The organism is Devosia ginsengisoli (assembly GCF_007859655.1).
Lineage (GTDB): Bacteria > Pseudomonadota > Alphaproteobacteria > Rhizobiales > Devosiaceae > Devosia > Devosia ginsengisoli.
This window is the reverse complement of record NZ_CP042304.1, coordinates 3,343,129-3,357,644: the sequence shown is the minus strand read 5'-3', so window position 1 is coordinate 3,357,644 and position 14,516 is coordinate 3,343,129. Positions and strand designations below refer to the sequence as shown.

Annotated in this window: 21 protein-coding genes; 8 read left to right on the top strand and 13 right to left on the bottom strand. The window is 64.1% G+C overall.

Annotated features, from left to right (window positions below; translation table 11 throughout):
* Positions 1-41 precede the first annotated feature (41 nt).
* Together FPZ08_RS16455 and FPZ08_RS16450 are read left to right on the top strand one after the other, a co-directional pair.
* On the top strand, positions 42-527 hold the full coding sequence (locus FPZ08_RS16455; RefSeq protein WP_146291009.1) for a DUF2244 domain-containing protein: 486 nt from the start codon (positions 42-44) through the stop codon (positions 525-527).
* A gap of 82 nt (positions 528-609) precedes the next feature.
* Complete coding sequence (locus FPZ08_RS16450) at positions 610-1,479, top strand: bifunctional helix-turn-helix domain-containing protein/methylated-DNA--[protein]-cysteine S-methyltransferase (protein WP_146291008.1); 870 nt, start codon at positions 610-612, stop codon at positions 1,477-1,479.
* A 183-nt stretch (positions 1,480-1,662) separates the two neighbouring features.
* Here the strand turns inward: FPZ08_RS16450 and FPZ08_RS16445 are convergent, their stop codons facing one another.
* From FPZ08_RS16445 to dapB, 3 genes are read right to left on the bottom strand one after another with little or no spacing between them, the layout of a single operon-like run.
* Positions 1,663-2,277 carry a 2,3-bisphosphoglycerate-dependent phosphoglycerate mutase gene (locus FPZ08_RS16445; protein WP_146291007.1) on the bottom strand — a complete coding sequence of 205 codons (615 nt, stop codon included), beginning with the start codon at positions 2,275-2,277 and terminating at the stop codon, positions 1,663-1,665.
* Positions 2,278-2,280: 3 nt separating this feature from the next.
* A complete protein-coding gene (locus FPZ08_RS16440; protein WP_146291006.1) occupies positions 2,281-2,727 on the bottom strand; it encodes an EVE domain-containing protein in 447 nt (148 codons plus the stop codon).
* A gap of 5 nt (positions 2,728-2,732) precedes the next feature.
* Positions 2,733-3,560: a 4-hydroxy-tetrahydrodipicolinate reductase gene (gene dapB / locus FPZ08_RS16435; protein WP_146291005.1), complete on the bottom strand. Its 828-nt coding sequence runs from the start codon at positions 3,558-3,560 to the stop codon at positions 2,733-2,735.
* A 117-nt stretch (positions 3,561-3,677) separates the two neighbouring features.
* Between dapB and FPZ08_RS16430 the strand changes: the two genes are divergently transcribed.
* Complete coding sequence (locus FPZ08_RS16430; protein WP_146291004.1) at positions 3,678-4,028, top strand: VOC family protein; 351 nt, start codon at positions 3,678-3,680, stop codon at positions 4,026-4,028.
* 90 nt (positions 4,029-4,118) lie between these two features.
* On the opposite strand, the gene coaA is transcribed toward FPZ08_RS16430, so the two are convergent.
* The 7 genes from coaA to hisB all read right to left on the bottom strand — a co-directional run bounded on the left by coaA (position 4,119) and on the right by hisB (position 8,828).
* A complete protein-coding gene (coaA, locus tag FPZ08_RS16425; protein WP_146291003.1) occupies positions 4,119-5,069 on the bottom strand; it encodes a type I pantothenate kinase in 951 nt (316 codons plus the stop codon).
* On the bottom strand, positions 5,069-5,386 hold the full coding sequence (locus FPZ08_RS16420) for a phosphoribosyl-ATP diphosphatase (protein ID WP_146291002.1): 318 nt from the start codon (positions 5,384-5,386) through the stop codon (positions 5,069-5,071). The genes coaA and FPZ08_RS16420 overlap by 1 nt, the downstream gene beginning before the upstream one ends.
* A 149-nt stretch (positions 5,387-5,535) precedes the next feature.
* Positions 5,536-6,339, bottom strand: a complete 804-nt coding sequence (gene hisF / locus FPZ08_RS16415) for an imidazole glycerol phosphate synthase subunit HisF (protein WP_146291001.1) — start codon at positions 6,337-6,339, stop codon at positions 5,536-5,538.
* Positions 6,336-7,067, bottom strand: coding sequence for a 1-(5-phosphoribosyl)-5-[(5-phosphoribosylamino)methylideneamino]imidazole-4-carboxamide isomerase (hisA, locus tag FPZ08_RS16410; RefSeq protein WP_146291000.1), 732 nt, complete (start codon positions 7,065-7,067; stop codon positions 6,336-6,338). Before hisA ends, hisF begins: the two co-directional genes overlap by 4 nt.
* Positions 7,064-7,714, bottom strand: a complete 651-nt coding sequence (gene hisH / locus FPZ08_RS16405) for an imidazole glycerol phosphate synthase subunit HisH (RefSeq protein WP_146290999.1) — start codon at positions 7,712-7,714, stop codon at positions 7,064-7,066. The genes hisA and hisH overlap by 4 nt, the downstream gene beginning before the upstream one ends.
* Complete coding sequence (locus FPZ08_RS16400; protein ID WP_186767052.1) at positions 7,711-8,058, bottom strand: DUF2628 domain-containing protein; 348 nt, start codon at positions 8,056-8,058, stop codon at positions 7,711-7,713. The genes hisH and FPZ08_RS16400 overlap by 4 nt, the downstream gene beginning before the upstream one ends.
* 182 nt (positions 8,059-8,240) lie before the next feature.
* Positions 8,241-8,828 carry an imidazoleglycerol-phosphate dehydratase HisB gene (gene hisB, locus FPZ08_RS16395; RefSeq protein ID WP_146290997.1) on the bottom strand — a complete coding sequence of 196 codons (588 nt, stop codon included), beginning with the start codon at positions 8,826-8,828 and terminating at the stop codon, positions 8,241-8,243.
* 141 nt (positions 8,829-8,969) lie between these two features.
* On the opposite strand from hisB, the gene hslV reads away from it, so the two are divergent.
* The 3 genes from hslV to hslU are packed head-to-tail and all read left to right on the top strand — an operon-like array spanning position 8,970 to position 11,355.
* Positions 8,970-9,530, top strand: coding sequence for an ATP-dependent protease subunit HslV (gene hslV / locus FPZ08_RS16390; RefSeq protein ID WP_146290996.1), 561 nt, complete (start codon positions 8,970-8,972; stop codon positions 9,528-9,530).
* The gene (locus FPZ08_RS16385; protein WP_146290995.1) at positions 9,527-10,048 is read left to right on the top strand and encodes a GNAT family N-acetyltransferase; all 522 of its coding nucleotides are present in this window, start codon (positions 9,527-9,529) and stop codon (positions 10,046-10,048) included. Before hslV ends, FPZ08_RS16385 begins: the two co-directional genes overlap by 4 nt.
* Positions 10,045-11,355, top strand: coding sequence for an ATP-dependent protease ATPase subunit HslU (gene hslU / locus FPZ08_RS16380; protein WP_146290994.1), 1,311 nt, complete (start codon positions 10,045-10,047; stop codon positions 11,353-11,355). Before FPZ08_RS16385 ends, hslU begins: the two co-directional genes overlap by 4 nt.
* A 167-nt stretch (positions 11,356-11,522) precedes the next feature.
* On the opposite strand, the gene FPZ08_RS16375 is transcribed toward hslU, so the two are convergent.
* Genes FPZ08_RS16375 through FPZ08_RS16365 form a run of 3 tightly spaced genes read right to left on the bottom strand, consistent with a single transcriptional unit; the run spans position 11,523 to position 13,224 of the window.
* A complete protein-coding gene (locus FPZ08_RS16375; RefSeq protein ID WP_146290993.1) occupies positions 11,523-11,891 on the bottom strand; it encodes a helix-turn-helix domain-containing protein in 369 nt (122 codons plus the stop codon).
* Positions 11,888-12,475, bottom strand: a complete 588-nt coding sequence (locus FPZ08_RS16370; RefSeq protein ID WP_186767051.1) for a Smr/MutS family protein — start codon at positions 12,473-12,475, stop codon at positions 11,888-11,890. The genes FPZ08_RS16375 and FPZ08_RS16370 overlap by 4 nt, the downstream gene beginning before the upstream one ends.
* A 35-nt stretch (positions 12,476-12,510) precedes the next feature.
* Complete coding sequence (locus tag FPZ08_RS16365; RefSeq protein ID WP_146290991.1) at positions 12,511-13,224, bottom strand: Tim44/TimA family putative adaptor protein; 714 nt, start codon at positions 13,222-13,224, stop codon at positions 12,511-12,513.
* Between the two features lie 163 nt (positions 13,225-13,387).
* Between FPZ08_RS16365 and FPZ08_RS16360 the strand changes: the two genes are divergently transcribed.
* Both FPZ08_RS16360 and secB read left to right on the top strand, forming a co-directional pair.
* Positions 13,388-13,837, top strand: coding sequence for an FxsA family protein (locus FPZ08_RS16360; protein WP_146290990.1), 450 nt, complete (start codon positions 13,388-13,390; stop codon positions 13,835-13,837).
* Between the two features lie 89 nt (positions 13,838-13,926).
* Positions 13,927-14,454: a protein-export chaperone SecB gene (secB, locus tag FPZ08_RS16355; RefSeq protein WP_146290989.1), complete on the top strand. Its 528-nt coding sequence runs from the start codon at positions 13,927-13,929 to the stop codon at positions 14,452-14,454.
* Positions 14,455-14,516: the final 62 nt, after the last annotated feature.

Here is a 14,516-nt window from a genome sequence, read left to right as displayed (position 1 = left end):
CCTCTGATTCTGCGCCTATAGTCAGTGGTGAAGAGTCAGCCATGCCAATGCAAGCCACAACCACTACGCCCCTGTTCGCCGCCGCGCTGAAGCCGGACCATTCGCCGCGCCTGTTCGGCGGCTGGCTGGCCTATGTGCTGGCCGGTATTGCTGTCATGCCGCTGGCGGTGCTGGTGCCCGGCGTCCTGCTGCCCACTGCCATTGCCTTCGCTATCGGCGGAGCGGGCCTCGTGGCGCTGTCACTGCGGCAATCGCGGCGACGCAAGCTGACGCAGCAGGTCACACTCTGGCCCGACCAGCTCGAAATCGCCAGTACGGACCGCCATGGCGTGCGCACCTTGCGCCGCTTCGACCCCGCCAGTGTCCGGCTGGTGCTGGAGCGCGACGAGAATGAGAAAACCGTCGCCATGCGGCTGCGCGCCGGCACGGACAATATGGAGCTGGGCGCCTTCCTCAAGCCCGAGGACCGCTCGAGCTTCGCCAAGGCCTTTGGCACGGCTTTGCGCCGGGCGCGGCAGGCCGCCTGAAACCTCTGAAGCCGTCAAAACCGGGTCGCATCCACGGCCTGTCCCGCCTACATAGACACCCAGACAAATGACGGGTGTTCCGATGAACCAGATCACGCATATGACCCCTGCGACGGACTATGACACCATCCGCGCCGCCATCCGCTATCTGAGCGAGAACGGACCTGACGGCACCGATCTCGGCCGTTTTGCCCAGGGCCTGGGCCTGACCGAGCGGCAGTTGACCGAGCTGTTCCGCCGCTGGTGCGGCCTTTCGCCCAAGAGCTTCGCCCAGGCCGTGGCTTTGGACCATGCCAAGAGCCTGTTGCGGGCCAAGGAGAGCGTGCTCGACACCACTTATGAAGTGGGCCTGAGCTCAACCTCGCGGCTGCATGACCTGTTCGTGACCTATGAAGCCATGCCGCCGGGCATTTTCCGGGCTGGCGGCGAAGGCATCGACATGGTCTGGGGCGCCGCGCCATCGCCCTTCGGCATGGCGGTGGTGACGGCCACCGATTACGGCATGTCCGGCCTGGGCTTTGCCGATGCGGACATGACGATCGAGCAGGCCTTCGAAGACCTGGCCAATCGCTGGCCCAATGCCCGCTTCGTCAGGGACGATGCCCGCGTAGCGCCGATGATTGCGCAGGCCTTCGATCCGGCCCGCTGGTCGCCGGAACATCCGGTGCGGGTGGTGCTGATCGGCACCGATTTCGAGGTCAAGGTGTGGGAGACTTTGCTGAAGATCCCCTGCGGCCAGGCCACGACCTACCAGAATGTCGCCAACCAGATCGGCCGGCCGACGGCCGCGCGGGCGGTGGGTGCGGCGGTGGGCAAGAACCCGATTTCGTTCGTCGTGCCCTGCCATCGCGTGGTGGGCACGTCAGGGGCGCTGACCGGCTATCACTGGGGCGTGCCGCGCAAACGGGCGATATTGGGGTGGGAAGCCGGGGTGGTTTCGGCGGCGCATTAGCTGCGTTTCACGTGAATCCGGCGGTTTTATCTTGCTACCGCCAGCGCCACACCCACCAGCCGTCATCCTCGGGCTTGACCCGAGGACACTGCACTTGATGGACTTGCGGCAAGTATAGAGCCCTCGGGTCAAGCCCGAGGGTGACGATCGCGGTTGGGGAAACGCCGGTGGCGAGAGTGGAGCCTACAGCTCCACCCGCTCCACCAGCTTGCCGTCCGGCCCGATCCTGTAGATCGTCGGCTCGCCCGTGGCGATTTCGCGCTTCAAAATCTCCTCCGGCGTCAGGCCCTCGATGGCCATGACCAGCGCGCGCAGGGAGTTGCCATGCGCCGCCACCAGCACGGTCTTGCCCTCTTGCAGCAGCGGCACGATTTCGGCCTGGTAATAGGGCAGGGTGCGATCGGCGGTATCCTTGAGGCTTTCGCCGCCCGGCGGGGGCACGTCGAAGCTGCGGCGCCAGACCAGCACCTGTTCCTCGCCCCACTTTTCGCGCGCATCGTCCTTGTTGAGACCGGAGAGGTCGCCATAGTCGCGCTCGTTGAGGGCGGTGTTCCTGACGATGGTGACATTGTCGATTGCCATCTCTTCCAGCATCAGGTCGAGCGTGTGCTGGGCGCGGCGCAAGGCCGAGGTGTAATAGCAATCGGGCACGATGCCCCTGGCCTTGAGCGCCTTGCCGGTATCGCGCGCTTCCTCGATGCCCTTTTCCGTCAGGTCCGGATTGCGCCAGCCGGTAAAGAGGTTCTTGAGATTCCACTCGCTCTGGCCGTGGCGCACGAGGATCAGGGTACCGGTCATTGGCTAGTCTCCGAAATTGAAGTGTTGGCCGACGCCCATGGCGGCGGCAATGCGGGAAAAGTCGGCGGCGCTGACTGAAAACAGCGACTTGCGGAAATACATGCCCCAATGGCCGGGATCGCTGACGAAATCGAGCTGGGGCAGCAGCAGGTAGATATCGGCTTCCTGGGCGTCGAGATAATGCGCGCGGCGCATCCAGGCTTCGGTGGTGCCCATCATGGCGCTGGGTTCAGGCGCCCCTTCGGCAATGGTGCCGATGGCAGTGAAGCGGCGCACCGCATCCTTGCCGCCAAGAGTTTCGGTCGGCGAATAATAGGCGAAGGCATCGCCCGGCTGCAGCCGTTTGACCGCACTGTGCTTGCCATGGGCGAACATGACGAAGCCCTGCTGGCGACCCACGCGCACATGCGCCGCCGCCGCCACACCGATCCAGCAGGTCGGCGTGGCCATGCCGGTCACAGCCCCAGCACGTCGGTCATGGAATAAAGCCCGGCCGGCTTGCCCGCGGCCCAGAGCGCCGCACGGGCGGCGCCATTGGCGAAAATGGCGCGATCCTCGGCGCGGTGATTGAGCTCGATACGCTCGGAGGGGCCGGCCAGGATCACCGAGTGATCGCCAACCACCGTGCCGCCGCGCAGGGTGGCAAAGCCGATCGTGCCGGCCTCGCGCGGACCGGTATGGCCGTCTCGGACGCGGATGGAATGGTCGCGCAGGGCGATATTGCGGCCTTCGGCGGCAGCTTCCCCCAGCAACAGGGCCGTGCCCGAGGGGGCATCGACCTTGCGGCCATGATGCATTTCGAGAATCTCGATGTCGTATTCGGCCAGCGTCGCGGCGGCCTTGCGCACCAGGCTCGCCAGCACGTTGACGCCCATGGAAAAATTGCCTGACTTGACGATCCGGGCGCCGGCCTGCGCCGCCTGGGCGATGGCGGCGTCGTCGGCCTCGGAACAGCCTGTCGTGCCGATGACGTGGATGAGGCCACGCTCGGCGGCCTTGGCGGCAAGGGCTACGCTGGCCTGGGGGGCAGTGAAGTCGATAATGGCATCGGCGCCAGCAAGGGCGGCGTCGATATCGTCGGTAATGGCGATGCCCAGCGGGCCGATGCCGGCGAAGAGGCCGGCATCCTGGCCGATGGCAGGGGTGCCCGGCCGGTCGACGGCGGCATGGAGCTTGGCGACGGCGCCGTGCAGGGCCAGACCGTTGAGGGCCGCGACGGCACGGATATTGGCCGCGCCCATGCGCCCACCGGCGCCCGCCACCACGACCTTGAGTTCCGCCATTGCGCTCTCCCGAATTCGGCTTGCCCTATAGCAGCGCCTTGGCCAAACGCCAACAGCGCTGCCCCATTGCCGTCAACATGGTAAGGTTGAGGTTGCTGCAGAACCAAGGGGAGTGATTTGACCATCACCAATGCGCTGGCCGGCATCGCGGTAGACGATATTGCCGACGCGCTCGACTTCTATGAGCGGCTGTTCGGCCGAACAGCCGATGCACGGCCGATGAAGGATGTTGCCGAATGGAAGCTGGCCGGCGGCGGCTGGGTGCAGGTCTTCACCGATGGCGACCGCGCCGGCGCCTCCTCGCTCACGCTTGTCGTCGATGACCTCGGCGAAGAACTGGGCCGGCTGGAGTTGCAGGGGCTCAAGCCGGTCTCCAAGGCGATCGGGGATTTCTTCAAGACGGCGAAATTCCGCGACGGGGATGGCAACCAGATCATCTTCAGCCAACCGCAGCCGGGGACGTATTGAGGAATTTTGCGCCGACATTGTAGTCGTCCACCCTCCCCTCAGAGGGGAGGGTGTCGACTGGGAATTCGGCTAGAGCCCACAGATAGGCCGTTAGACCCGCCGCAACTGCACCGTCTCGATCAGGTGGCTCTTGCCCTTCTTGAGGATCAGGTCGGCCCGGCCGCGCGTCGGCAGCACATTCTCCACCAGGTTGGGCAGGTTGATCGTCCGCCAGACCGTGCGGCCGAATTCGCCCGCTTCTTCCTGGCTCATCTCGGCGAAGCGGCGGAAGAACGAGGTCGGGTCCTTGAAGGCGGTTTCGCGCAGGCGGAAGAAGCGCTCCATGAACCAGGTTTCGAGGTCGTCATTGTCGGCGTCGATATAGACCGAGAAATCCATGAAATCGGAAGCGAACAGGATGGGCGCGCCATCCTTGGGCAGTTCGCCGGGCTGGAGAATATTGAGCCCTTCGACGATGAGGATATCCGGGCGGTCGATGGTCACCTCGCTTCCGGGCACCACATCATAGACCAGGTGCGAATAGACCGGCGCCTGCACATTGGCCTTGCCGGACTTGATATCGCTGAGGAACTGCACGAAGCGGGGGCGGTCATAGCTTTCGGGGAAGCCCTTGCGCTCCATGATGCCGCGCTCGGCCAGCACTGCATTGGAATGGAGGAACCCGTCGGTGGTGACGAGATCGACCTTGGGGCTCGAAGGCCAGCGCTGCAGCAGAGCCTGGAGGATACGGGCGGTGGTGGATTTGCCCACCGCGACCGAGCCGGCCACGCCGATGATGAAGGGCACCTTCTGGTCGGGCGTATCGAGGAAGCGGGTCGAGACGTTATGCAGGCCCTGCACCGCTTCGACATAATAGGACAGCAGGCGGGTCAGTGGCAGATAGACCTCTTCGGCCTCTTCGAGCGAGATCGGGTCGGACAGGGTGCGCAGGCGCTCGATATCGGCGGCATCAAGCGTCATCGGCTGGCCATCGCGCAATGTGCTCCACTGCGCCTTGGTGAAGTGGTGATAGGGCGCGAGGACCGGGGGACGCCTTGCCATCAGAGCGTATCCTTCCGGCCGGCCTTTTCGGCCAGCCCGGACTGGGCGGTGCGGCTATCGAGTTCGGCCATGACCTCCGAGAGCGGCAGTTCGGCGGCGCGCAGTACGACCAGCAGGTGGTAGAGCAGGTCGGCGCTCTCCTTGACCAGTTCGGCGCGATTGCCTGTCACGGCCGAGATCACCGCCTCGGTGGCTTCCTCGCCCAGCTTCTGCGCGCATTTCTCCATGCCGCGGGCGATGAGCTTTGCCGTGTAGCTTTCATCGGGCGAGGCCGCAGCGCGGGTCGCAATGCGGGCTTCGAGGTCGTCGAGGGTCATGGCAGAGAAGTCTCCTCCTGCACGATGTCATCCCGGCCTTGAGCCGGGATCCATCTTGAAATCTCAGGATGGGCCCCGGGTCGAGCCCGGGGTGACATCGCATTTGGGGCAGCTTTTAAAGCAAAAGCACCGGCGCCGTCACGTTCGACTTAAGCCGCTGCCGGCGCGTCCATGCGCACCGCCACGCCGTGGTCGCGCAGATAGGCCTTGGCCTGGGGAATGGTGAAGGTGCCGAAATGGAAGATGGAGGCGGCCAGCACGGCGCTGGCATGGCCTTCCTTCACGCCATCGACCAGATCCTGCAAGGTGCCGACGCCGCCCGAGGCGATGACGGGGACTTCCACCGCATCTGATATGGCGCGGGTCAGCGCCAGGTCGAAGCCGGATTTGGTGCCGTCGCGATCCATCGAGGTCACCAGCAATTCGCCGGCGCCGCGCTCGACCATTCTGACAGCAAATTCCACCGCATCGAGCCCGGACGGCTTGCGGCCGCCATGGGTGAAGATTTCCCATTCGGAGCGGTTGTCGCCGCCCACAGTCTGGCTCAGCCGCTGCTTGGCATCGACCGAGACGACGATGCATTGATTGCCGAACTTGTCGGCAGCGCGGGAGATGAAATCGGGGTCGTTCACCGCGGCCGAATTGATCGCCACCTTGTCGGCGCCGGCCAGCAGGAGCTTGCGGATATCCTCGATGGTCCGCACGCCGCCACCAACCGTCACCGGCATGAAGCAGTGTTCGGCGGTGCGCGCCACCACGTCGAAAATCGTGTCGCGGCCTTCATGGCTGGCAGTGATGTCGAGGAAGGTCAGCTCGTCCGCTCCTGCCGCATCATAGGCGATGGCGGCTTCCACCGGATCGCCGGCATCGCGCAGATCGACGAATTGCACGCCCTTGACGACGCGGCCGCCCATGACGTCGAGGCAGGGGATGAGGCGGGTTTTCAGGGTCATGCTGCGGCTTTCAGAAGCGCGAGTGCTTCACGTGAATCAATCCGCCCGTCATAGAGCGCCCGCCCGGATATGGCGCCTTCGAGCACGGCGGCATCGGGCCGGGTGAGGCGTTCGATATCGGCCATGGAGGCGAGGCCGCCCGAAGCGATGACCGGAATGGAGGTGGCGCGGGCCAGTTCCAGCGTCGAGTCCCAGTTGATGCCGGCCAGTACGCCATCGCGGTCGATATCGGTGTAAATGATGGCCGCGACGCCAGCGCCCTCGAAGCGTTTGGCCAGCTCGATGACTGACAGTTCCGAGGTCTCGGCCCAGCCTTCCACCGCCACCATGCCCTTGCGCGCATCGATGCCGACGGCGACCTGGCCCGGCCACTGCTTTGCGGCCTCCTTCACCAGAGCCGGATCGCGCACCGCCACCGTACCGAGGATGACGCGGCTCAGGCCCTTGCTCAGCCAGGACTCGATATGAGCCAAAGTGCGGATACCACCGCCGAGCTGGACCGGGAAGTTCACCGCCTTGAGGATGGCTTCCACCGCCGCACCATTGACGCTCTCGCCGGCAAAGGCGCCGTTGAGATCGACGACGTGGAGATATTCAAAACCCTGGTCTTCGAAGCTCTTCGCCTGCGCGGCCGGGTCGTCATTGAACACGGTGGCCTGATCCATGTCGCCCAGCTTGAGGCGCACGCATTGGCCGTCCTTGAGGTCGATGGCGGGAAAGAGGATCACGGCGTCCACCTCAGGAAATTCTCGATCAATTGCAGCCCCAGCGCCTGGCTTTTTTCCGGGTGGAACTGGGTGCCGAACATGTTGTCGCGGCCGACACAGGCGGTGACCTGCCCACCATAATCGGTGGTGGCCAGCAGCGTATCGGCGCTCTCGGTCACCAGGTGATAGGAATGGACAAAATAGGCATGCAGCCCATCCGGCCCATCGGGAATGCCCGATAGCAGCGGATGCGGGCGGGTCACAGAAATGGTGTTCCACCCCATATGCGGAATCTTCAGCGCCGGATCAGACGGGGCGATCTTTTCGACGGCGCCGGGAATCCAGCCCAGACCGGGCGTGACCACCTTCTCGCGACCCTCGGAGGCCATGAGCTGCATCCCGACGCAGACGCCGAGAAAGGGCACGCCGCCCCCTATCACCCGCTCTTCCAGCGCCTCGACCATGCCCGAGACGGCATCGAGCCCGGCCTTGCAATCGGCAAAGGCGCCGACGCCGGGCAGCATGATGCGGTCGGCCGCGCGGACGCGGTCGGGGTCGGCAGTCACTTCAATGGTGATGCCGCCCAGCCCGTTGGCCATGCGCTCGAAGGCCTTGGCGGCGGAGTGGAGATTGCCGGCGCCATAATCCACGATGGTGACGAGGCTCATTGCAAAGCCTCCAGCTGCGCCAGATCGGCGCTGGGGGCGATGCGCGGGCCACGAAAAGTCCAGCCGCGCCATTGCAGGGCATGGCGACGGAGACCGGCGGCCGCGAAGCCGAGCCAGATGGCGGCGACGACATAGAGCAGGAAGGCGGCGCCATCGCCGATGAAGCGCGACAGCACGACCAGAGCCGCGACTTTGAGCAGCCAGGCGACAAGTTCGAGCCAGAGCCCATGCACGACCAGGAAAACCGGCGGCAAGATGGCAGCAAGCCACGAGAATGTCTCGGGCACGACTGCGGGCAAAGCGGGCTTGCCGGGCTTGGGATCGAAAATGGCGTAGAGGGTCACCGGACGCTCCAAAAACGGGACGTTGGGGCTGACTTAGTGCAAAATGTAGCCGTGTGGAAGGGTAGCGGCACGCCTCGATCCATCAACAGACCTCATCCTGAGCCTGTCGAAGGACGAGGTCGTGGCAGGATCGGAACACGACCTCATGGTTCGACAAGCTCACCATGAGGTCTGCTGCAAGCTCAGAGCGTGCCCTTGGTGCTCGGCACCCGGTCGCCCACGCGGGGGTCGATCTCCACCGCCTCGCGCAAGGCACGGGCCACAGCCTTGAACATCGACTCGGCCAGATGGTGGTTGTTGTCGGTGTAGAAATTCTCGATATGCAGCGTGATGCCGGCATTCATGGCGAAAGCCTGGAAGAATTCGCGGAACAGTTCGGTGTCCATCTCGCCGACCTTGTCGCGGCTGAACTCGGCGCGGAAGACCAGGAACGGCCGGCCGGAGACATCCAGTGCGGCGCGGGTCAGCGTACCGTCCATGGGCAGGTCGCAGGAAGCGTAGCGACGGATGCCTTTCTTGTCGCCCAGCGCCTGGAGCACGGCCTGGCCCAGGGCAATGCCGACGTCTTCCGCCGTGTGGTGGAAGTCGATGTGGAGGTCCCCCTTGCAGGAGACATCCATGTCGATGAGCGAGTGGCGGCTGAGCTGGTCGAGCATGTGATCGAGAAAACCGATGCCGGTCGCCATAGTGTGCGCGCCAGTGCCATCGAGATTCACCGAGACGGAAATCTCGGTCTCGTTGGTCTTGCGGGCGATACTGGCTTTACGCATGGCGGTCTCCGGGGTCGGGCGTCAGTAGCAGATAGGCACGGTTGCGTGAAGATTGGGTTGAGGGCCGTTCAGCCCATCCCGCATTGCAATCGCGCCGCCGCCGCCTAAATATCACTCAACAGTTCTGGAGTACCTCCCCAAATGAGTGACAACAATTTCCCCGGGTGGCACGGGACGACGATCGTTTCCGTGCGCAAGGGCAACAAGGTCGTGGTGGCTGGCGATGGCCAGGTTTCCATGGGCCAGACGGTGATGAAGCACACCGCCAAGAAAGTCCGGCGGCTGGCCGGTGGCAAGGTGATCGGCGGCTTTGCCGGTTCCACCGCCGATGCCTTCACGCTCTTTGAGCGGCTGGAGACAAAACTCGAGCAATATCCTGACCAGCTGATGCGGGCCGCGGTGGAACTGGCCAAGGACTGGCGCACCGACCGCTACCTGCGCAAGCTGGAAGCCATGATGATCGTGGCCGACAAGACCGATACGCTGGTGCTGACCGGCACGGGCGACGTGCTGACGCCGGACCATGGCGTCATCGCCATCGGCTCGGGTGGCAATTATGCCCATTCGGCGGCTCTGGCCCTGCATCAGGCGACCGAACTCGATGCCGAGGATATTGCCCGCCGTGCCATGAAGATCGCCGAGGAAATCTGCGTCTATACCAATGGCAATGTGACGGTTGAAACCATCGAGCTCGACAGTTGAGCTATTCGATCCGCCAGCTGACACGGGATGACGTCCACGCGTACCGGGCCATTCGGCTCGAAGCGCTGACTGACCATCCCGAGTCCTATGGCACGGCGCCCGACAGTTTCGCCGCCCGCCCGATCGAGGCCCTGCAGACCATGCTGGACCGCATGGCGGTTTTCGGGGTGGTGACGGACAATGGTGCTCTGGCCGGGATCGTGGCCTATGCCCGTGACGATGGCGAACGCGAGACCCATCGCGGCTGGCTGCTGCAGGTCTATGTGCAGCCGGCCATGCGCGGCACGGGTGCTTCGCTGGCGCTGCTGGAAGCAGCGGTGGACCATGCCCGCAGCGAAGTGATCCAGCTCCACCTGATGGTGGGATCGCACAATGCGCCGGCCATCCGGCTCTATGAAAAGGCGGGGTTCACCACCTATGGCACCGACCCCCGCTGCCTTTACGTGAACGGTCGCTATATCGACGAACACATGATGGTGCGCTTTCTCGATGAGGCACCAGGAAAGACAGACCAATGAGTGAAACCAATTTTTCCCCGCGCGAGATCGTGAGCGAGCTCGACCGCAATATTGTCGGCCAGGATGACGCCAAGCGCGCCGTGGCCGTGGCCCTGCGCAATCGCTGGCGCCGGCAACAGCTCAGCCCCGAGCTGCGCCGCGAGATCACGCCCAAGAATATTTTGATGATCGGGCCGACCGGTGTCGGCAAGACCGAGATCAGCCGCCGCCTGGCCCGTCTGGCGCAGGCGCCGTTCATCAAGGTGGAAGCCACCAAATTCACCGAAGTCGGCTATGTCGGCCGCGACGTGGAACAGATCATCCGCGACCTGGTGGAAGCCGGCATTGCCGTGCTGCGCGACAAGCGCCGCGCCGATGTGCAGGCGCAGGCCCATGCCAATGCCGAAAACCGCGTGCTCGACGCACTGGTGGGCAATTCGGCCGCACCTTCGACGCGCGATTCCTTCCGCAAGAAGCTGCGCAATAACGAGCTTGATGACAGCGAGATCGAAATCGAGATGACGCCATCGACCGGCACAGGGGGCTTTGAAATCCCCGGCATGCCCAATGGCGGCATCGGCATGATCAACCTTTCCGACATGTTCAAGCAGGCCATGGGCGGGCGCGGGGTGAAGCGCAAGGTCAAGGTCAAGGATGCCTATGAGCCGCTGATTGCCGAAGAGGCCGACAAGCTGCTCGACCAGGAACAGCTCAAGGCCGAGGCTATCGAGCTGGTGGAAAACCACGGCATCGTCTTCATCGACGAGATCGACAAGGTGGCCCATCGCGAAGGCGGGGCGCAGGGCGGGCCGTCGCGCGAAGGCGTGCAGCGGGACCTGTTGCCGCTGATCGAAGGCACGACGGTTTCGACCAAGTATGGCCCGGTCAAGACCGACCATATCCTGTTCATCGCCTCGGGCGCCTTCCATGTGAGCAAGCCCAGCGACCTGCTGCCCGAATTGCAGGGTCGCCTGCCGATCCGCGTCGAGCTGAAGGCGCTGACCCGCGAGGATTTCATCCGCATCCTCAACGACACCGATGCGAGCCTCATCAAGCAATATGTGGCGCTGATGAGCACCGAAGGCGTGACGCTGGATTTCACCCAGGACGCCATCGAGGCGATTGCCGATGCCGCGGTCAAGGTCAACAATTCGGTCGAGAATATCGGCGCGCGGCGCCTGCAGACGGTGATGGAGCGGCTGGTGGAAGACATCAGCTTCGAAGCCCCGGACAAGCAGGGCCAGACCATCTCCATCGACTCGGCGTTCGTGGCCGAGAAGGTGGGCGTGCTGGCCGGCGATACGGATTTGAGCAAGTTCGTGCTGTAGGGCTTCTTCCCTTCTCCCCTTGAGGGAGAAGGTGCCCGAAGGGCGGATGAGGGGTGTCGAGCTTTCCCCACGCACGGAAGCATGGGATAGCGCAGAACCCCTCACCCGGTTCCGTCCGCTGAACGCGGACGAAACCACCCTCTCCCTCAAGGGGAGAGGGCAGGGCTTCAGCGCTTCTTCCCTGACCTGCGCACCAGCTCATCCCGCAAAAACCGCAAATCATCGGCATCGAGTTTGGCTATGTCCGCCGCCAGCCGGTTGGTCAGCTCCGTGGCTTCCGGCGCCAGGCCGCCGGTATCGATGGTGACCTTGGGGTCGCTCATCTCGGCCAGGCGCTGCAACTCCTCCGCCTCGTCCCAGATCACGTTGAAAAACGCGATCATGCGGTGCAGCAGGAAGCCGGTGGGGCGGCCGCGTTTGCCGTGTTCGAGGGCCGAGAGATAGGCGCTGGAGACGTTCAGCGCTGCCGCCATTTCCTTGAGTGAAATGCCGCGTGCCTCGCGTAGCTCCCTGATCTTTGCCCCTAACGGCGTCATGCGCGGCGCAGGCGCACATACCACGCCCCCTCCCCGCCATGGCCGCGCGCCGCCACGCTCCAGCCCGAGACCATGGGCGACAGGCTGGGCTCGTTGAGCCAGATGGGCAGCATGGTGCGCAACACCCCGCGTTCTGTCATGGCAGCGATATAGTCATTGTCGGTCCGCACGCCCTTGCCCGTGATGACCAGCACGGTGCGGTCGCCGCGGCTGAAACGGGCATGGATGAAATGGTGCAGGGCCGAGCGCGCTTCATTCTGGCTCATGCCATGCAGGTCAATGCGCCCGTCGATCTCGATGCGGCCGCGGCCGACCTTCCTGCGGATGGCCGGATCGACCGCCTTGTCGGGCAGGACAGCGGCGGGAAGGGGTGCCTGATAGGGCGGCAGGAAGGCTTTGCGCGCCGGCTGACGCTTGGGCGGCGCCTTGCTCACCGCAACCAGCGGCGGGTCTTCGGCGGGCAGGGGCAGCGGGGCGGATGCGAATTTCAGCAGGCCCTTGCGCCGCAAAGGATCGACCGTGGATGCTACGGCCGTCCAGAGATGGAAATCGTGCGGCAGGCGCCTGTTGTCACGCTTGGACATGGAATGCACTGCCGCCCCGGCCGCTCTCGAAAAACTCAGTCGAGCTGGCTGGTGGTGATGACCTTCCAGTTGGGGTCGCGCGACTTGGGATTGCGCGCAAAGGTCCATTCATCGGCGACGGTCTCGACCTGGTCGGCATTGCCATCCACCAGGTTGCCGTCCTTGTCGCGGGTGGCCGAAACCACTTCGGCATGGAAACGCACGGTGATCAGCACGTTCTTCTTGTCGTATTCGGCTTCGGAAATCTCGACCTTGGGCAGGCCGACAAAGGTGAAGTCCACGCTCTGACCGGCGGCTTCGCGCTCGGCAATGGCGCGCTGGAAGCCGTCGAACACGTCCTTTTCCAGCAGGTTCTTCAGCATGGCGCGGTCGCCGGCGGCATAGGCGGTGACCACCATTTCATAGGCCTGCTTGGCGCCATCGAGGAAGCTCTTCGGGGTGAAGCTCGGATCGGCTGCGACCACGGAACGGAAGCCGGCGGCCAGTTGCTCGTCGCCATGGGCGAACTGCTCGATCTCGGCCTCGGTCTTGCGGGCGCGGCGTTCGTCGTCGAGTTCGGGGGCGCCGGTGCCGCGCGGGCGCAGGGGGACCACGGTTTCCTCTTGTGCCTCTGCCGTGGCCGGCTTGCGGCGCTCCACGGGCGGCCGCTCATTGCCGGTCCTGGTGCCCAATACGGAGCGCAGGCGGAACAGCACGAAGACTGCCACGGCAATCACGATGAGGGTCGGCAGATCGAAGAATTCATCCATTGCGCAATGTACCTTACCTGAGCGCGCCGGAGAAAATCGACGCTACAGCGCTCGTTGAGCGCATCATTTCGCCTATATATAGGCAAAGCCTCACCCCAAAACCAGTTCACGATGGGGCGAGACAGCGTTTTGCCGTAGTGGCACACAGAAGGAAACCCCGACCTTGGCACGATTTTTCGTCCTCGGGCTCATTGCCCTGCCAATCATCGAGATCGCTGTGCTCATCAAGGTGGGCCAGACCATCGGTCTGTTGCCGACATTGGCGCTGATTATCGGCGCCGCCATACTGGGCGGTCTGCTGCTGCGCCAGCAGGGACTTTCGGTGCTCACCCAGATGCGCGACAACGTCAATACCGGGCGCATGCCGGGCCGCACCATTGCCGATGCGATGATGATCGGGCTGGCTTCCCTGTTCCTGGTGCTGCCGGGCTTTCTCAGCGATGTGGTGGCGCTGGCTCTGCTGCTGCCGCCGGTGCGCAGCTGGATTTATGCGGCCCTGGCCAGAAGGGTGACGGTGGTGGACACGACCACGACCTATCGCCGCCACGATCCGTCTTCCGGGCGCATCGAAGGCGCCATCGATCTCGACGAAGACGATTACCGCCCGCGCTGAGGCGCTATTGCATGGGTGCCAGCCTTGTCGCTTCCCGACAAAGGTGGTAGCCACGCCGCAACAATATTGCTCGTGAAGGACACCAGCACATGGCTGACGAAACCCAGGGCGGCGCGGCCCCCAATCCCGCAAACCTGCCCTCGATGAACCTGGTGGGCCAGTATATCCGCGACCTCAGCTTCGAAAATCCGGGCGCGCCCGGCTCGATCATGGCTGGCGGCGGCAACCCGGCGTTCAACGTCTCCATTTCGGTCGGCGTCAAGAAGCAGGCCGACGACGTCTACGCGGTCGAGCTGACGCTCAATGCCAAGGCCAACCGCGAAGATGTCGTGCTGTTCAATGTGGAACTGGTCTATGGCGGCGTGTTCCGCCTCAAGAATGTGCCGGAAAACCAGCTCAGCCAGCTTTTGATGATCGAATGCCCGCGGCTGATCTTCCCGTTTGCACGCCAGGTCCTCGCCTCGACCACCCAGCAGGGCGGTTTCCCGCCGCTGATGATGGAGCCGGTCGATTTCTCCGCCATCTACCGGCAGAACCTGGCCAAGCTGGCCGCCGCCCAGCAGCAGGTCACCTCGCCGCTGACGGCCAACGCCGCCGAGACCGACAAGCCGAACTGAAAAATCCTGCAATAGCCTCATGGTGAGCTTGTCGAACCATGAGGCGTGGCACAATCCAGTCA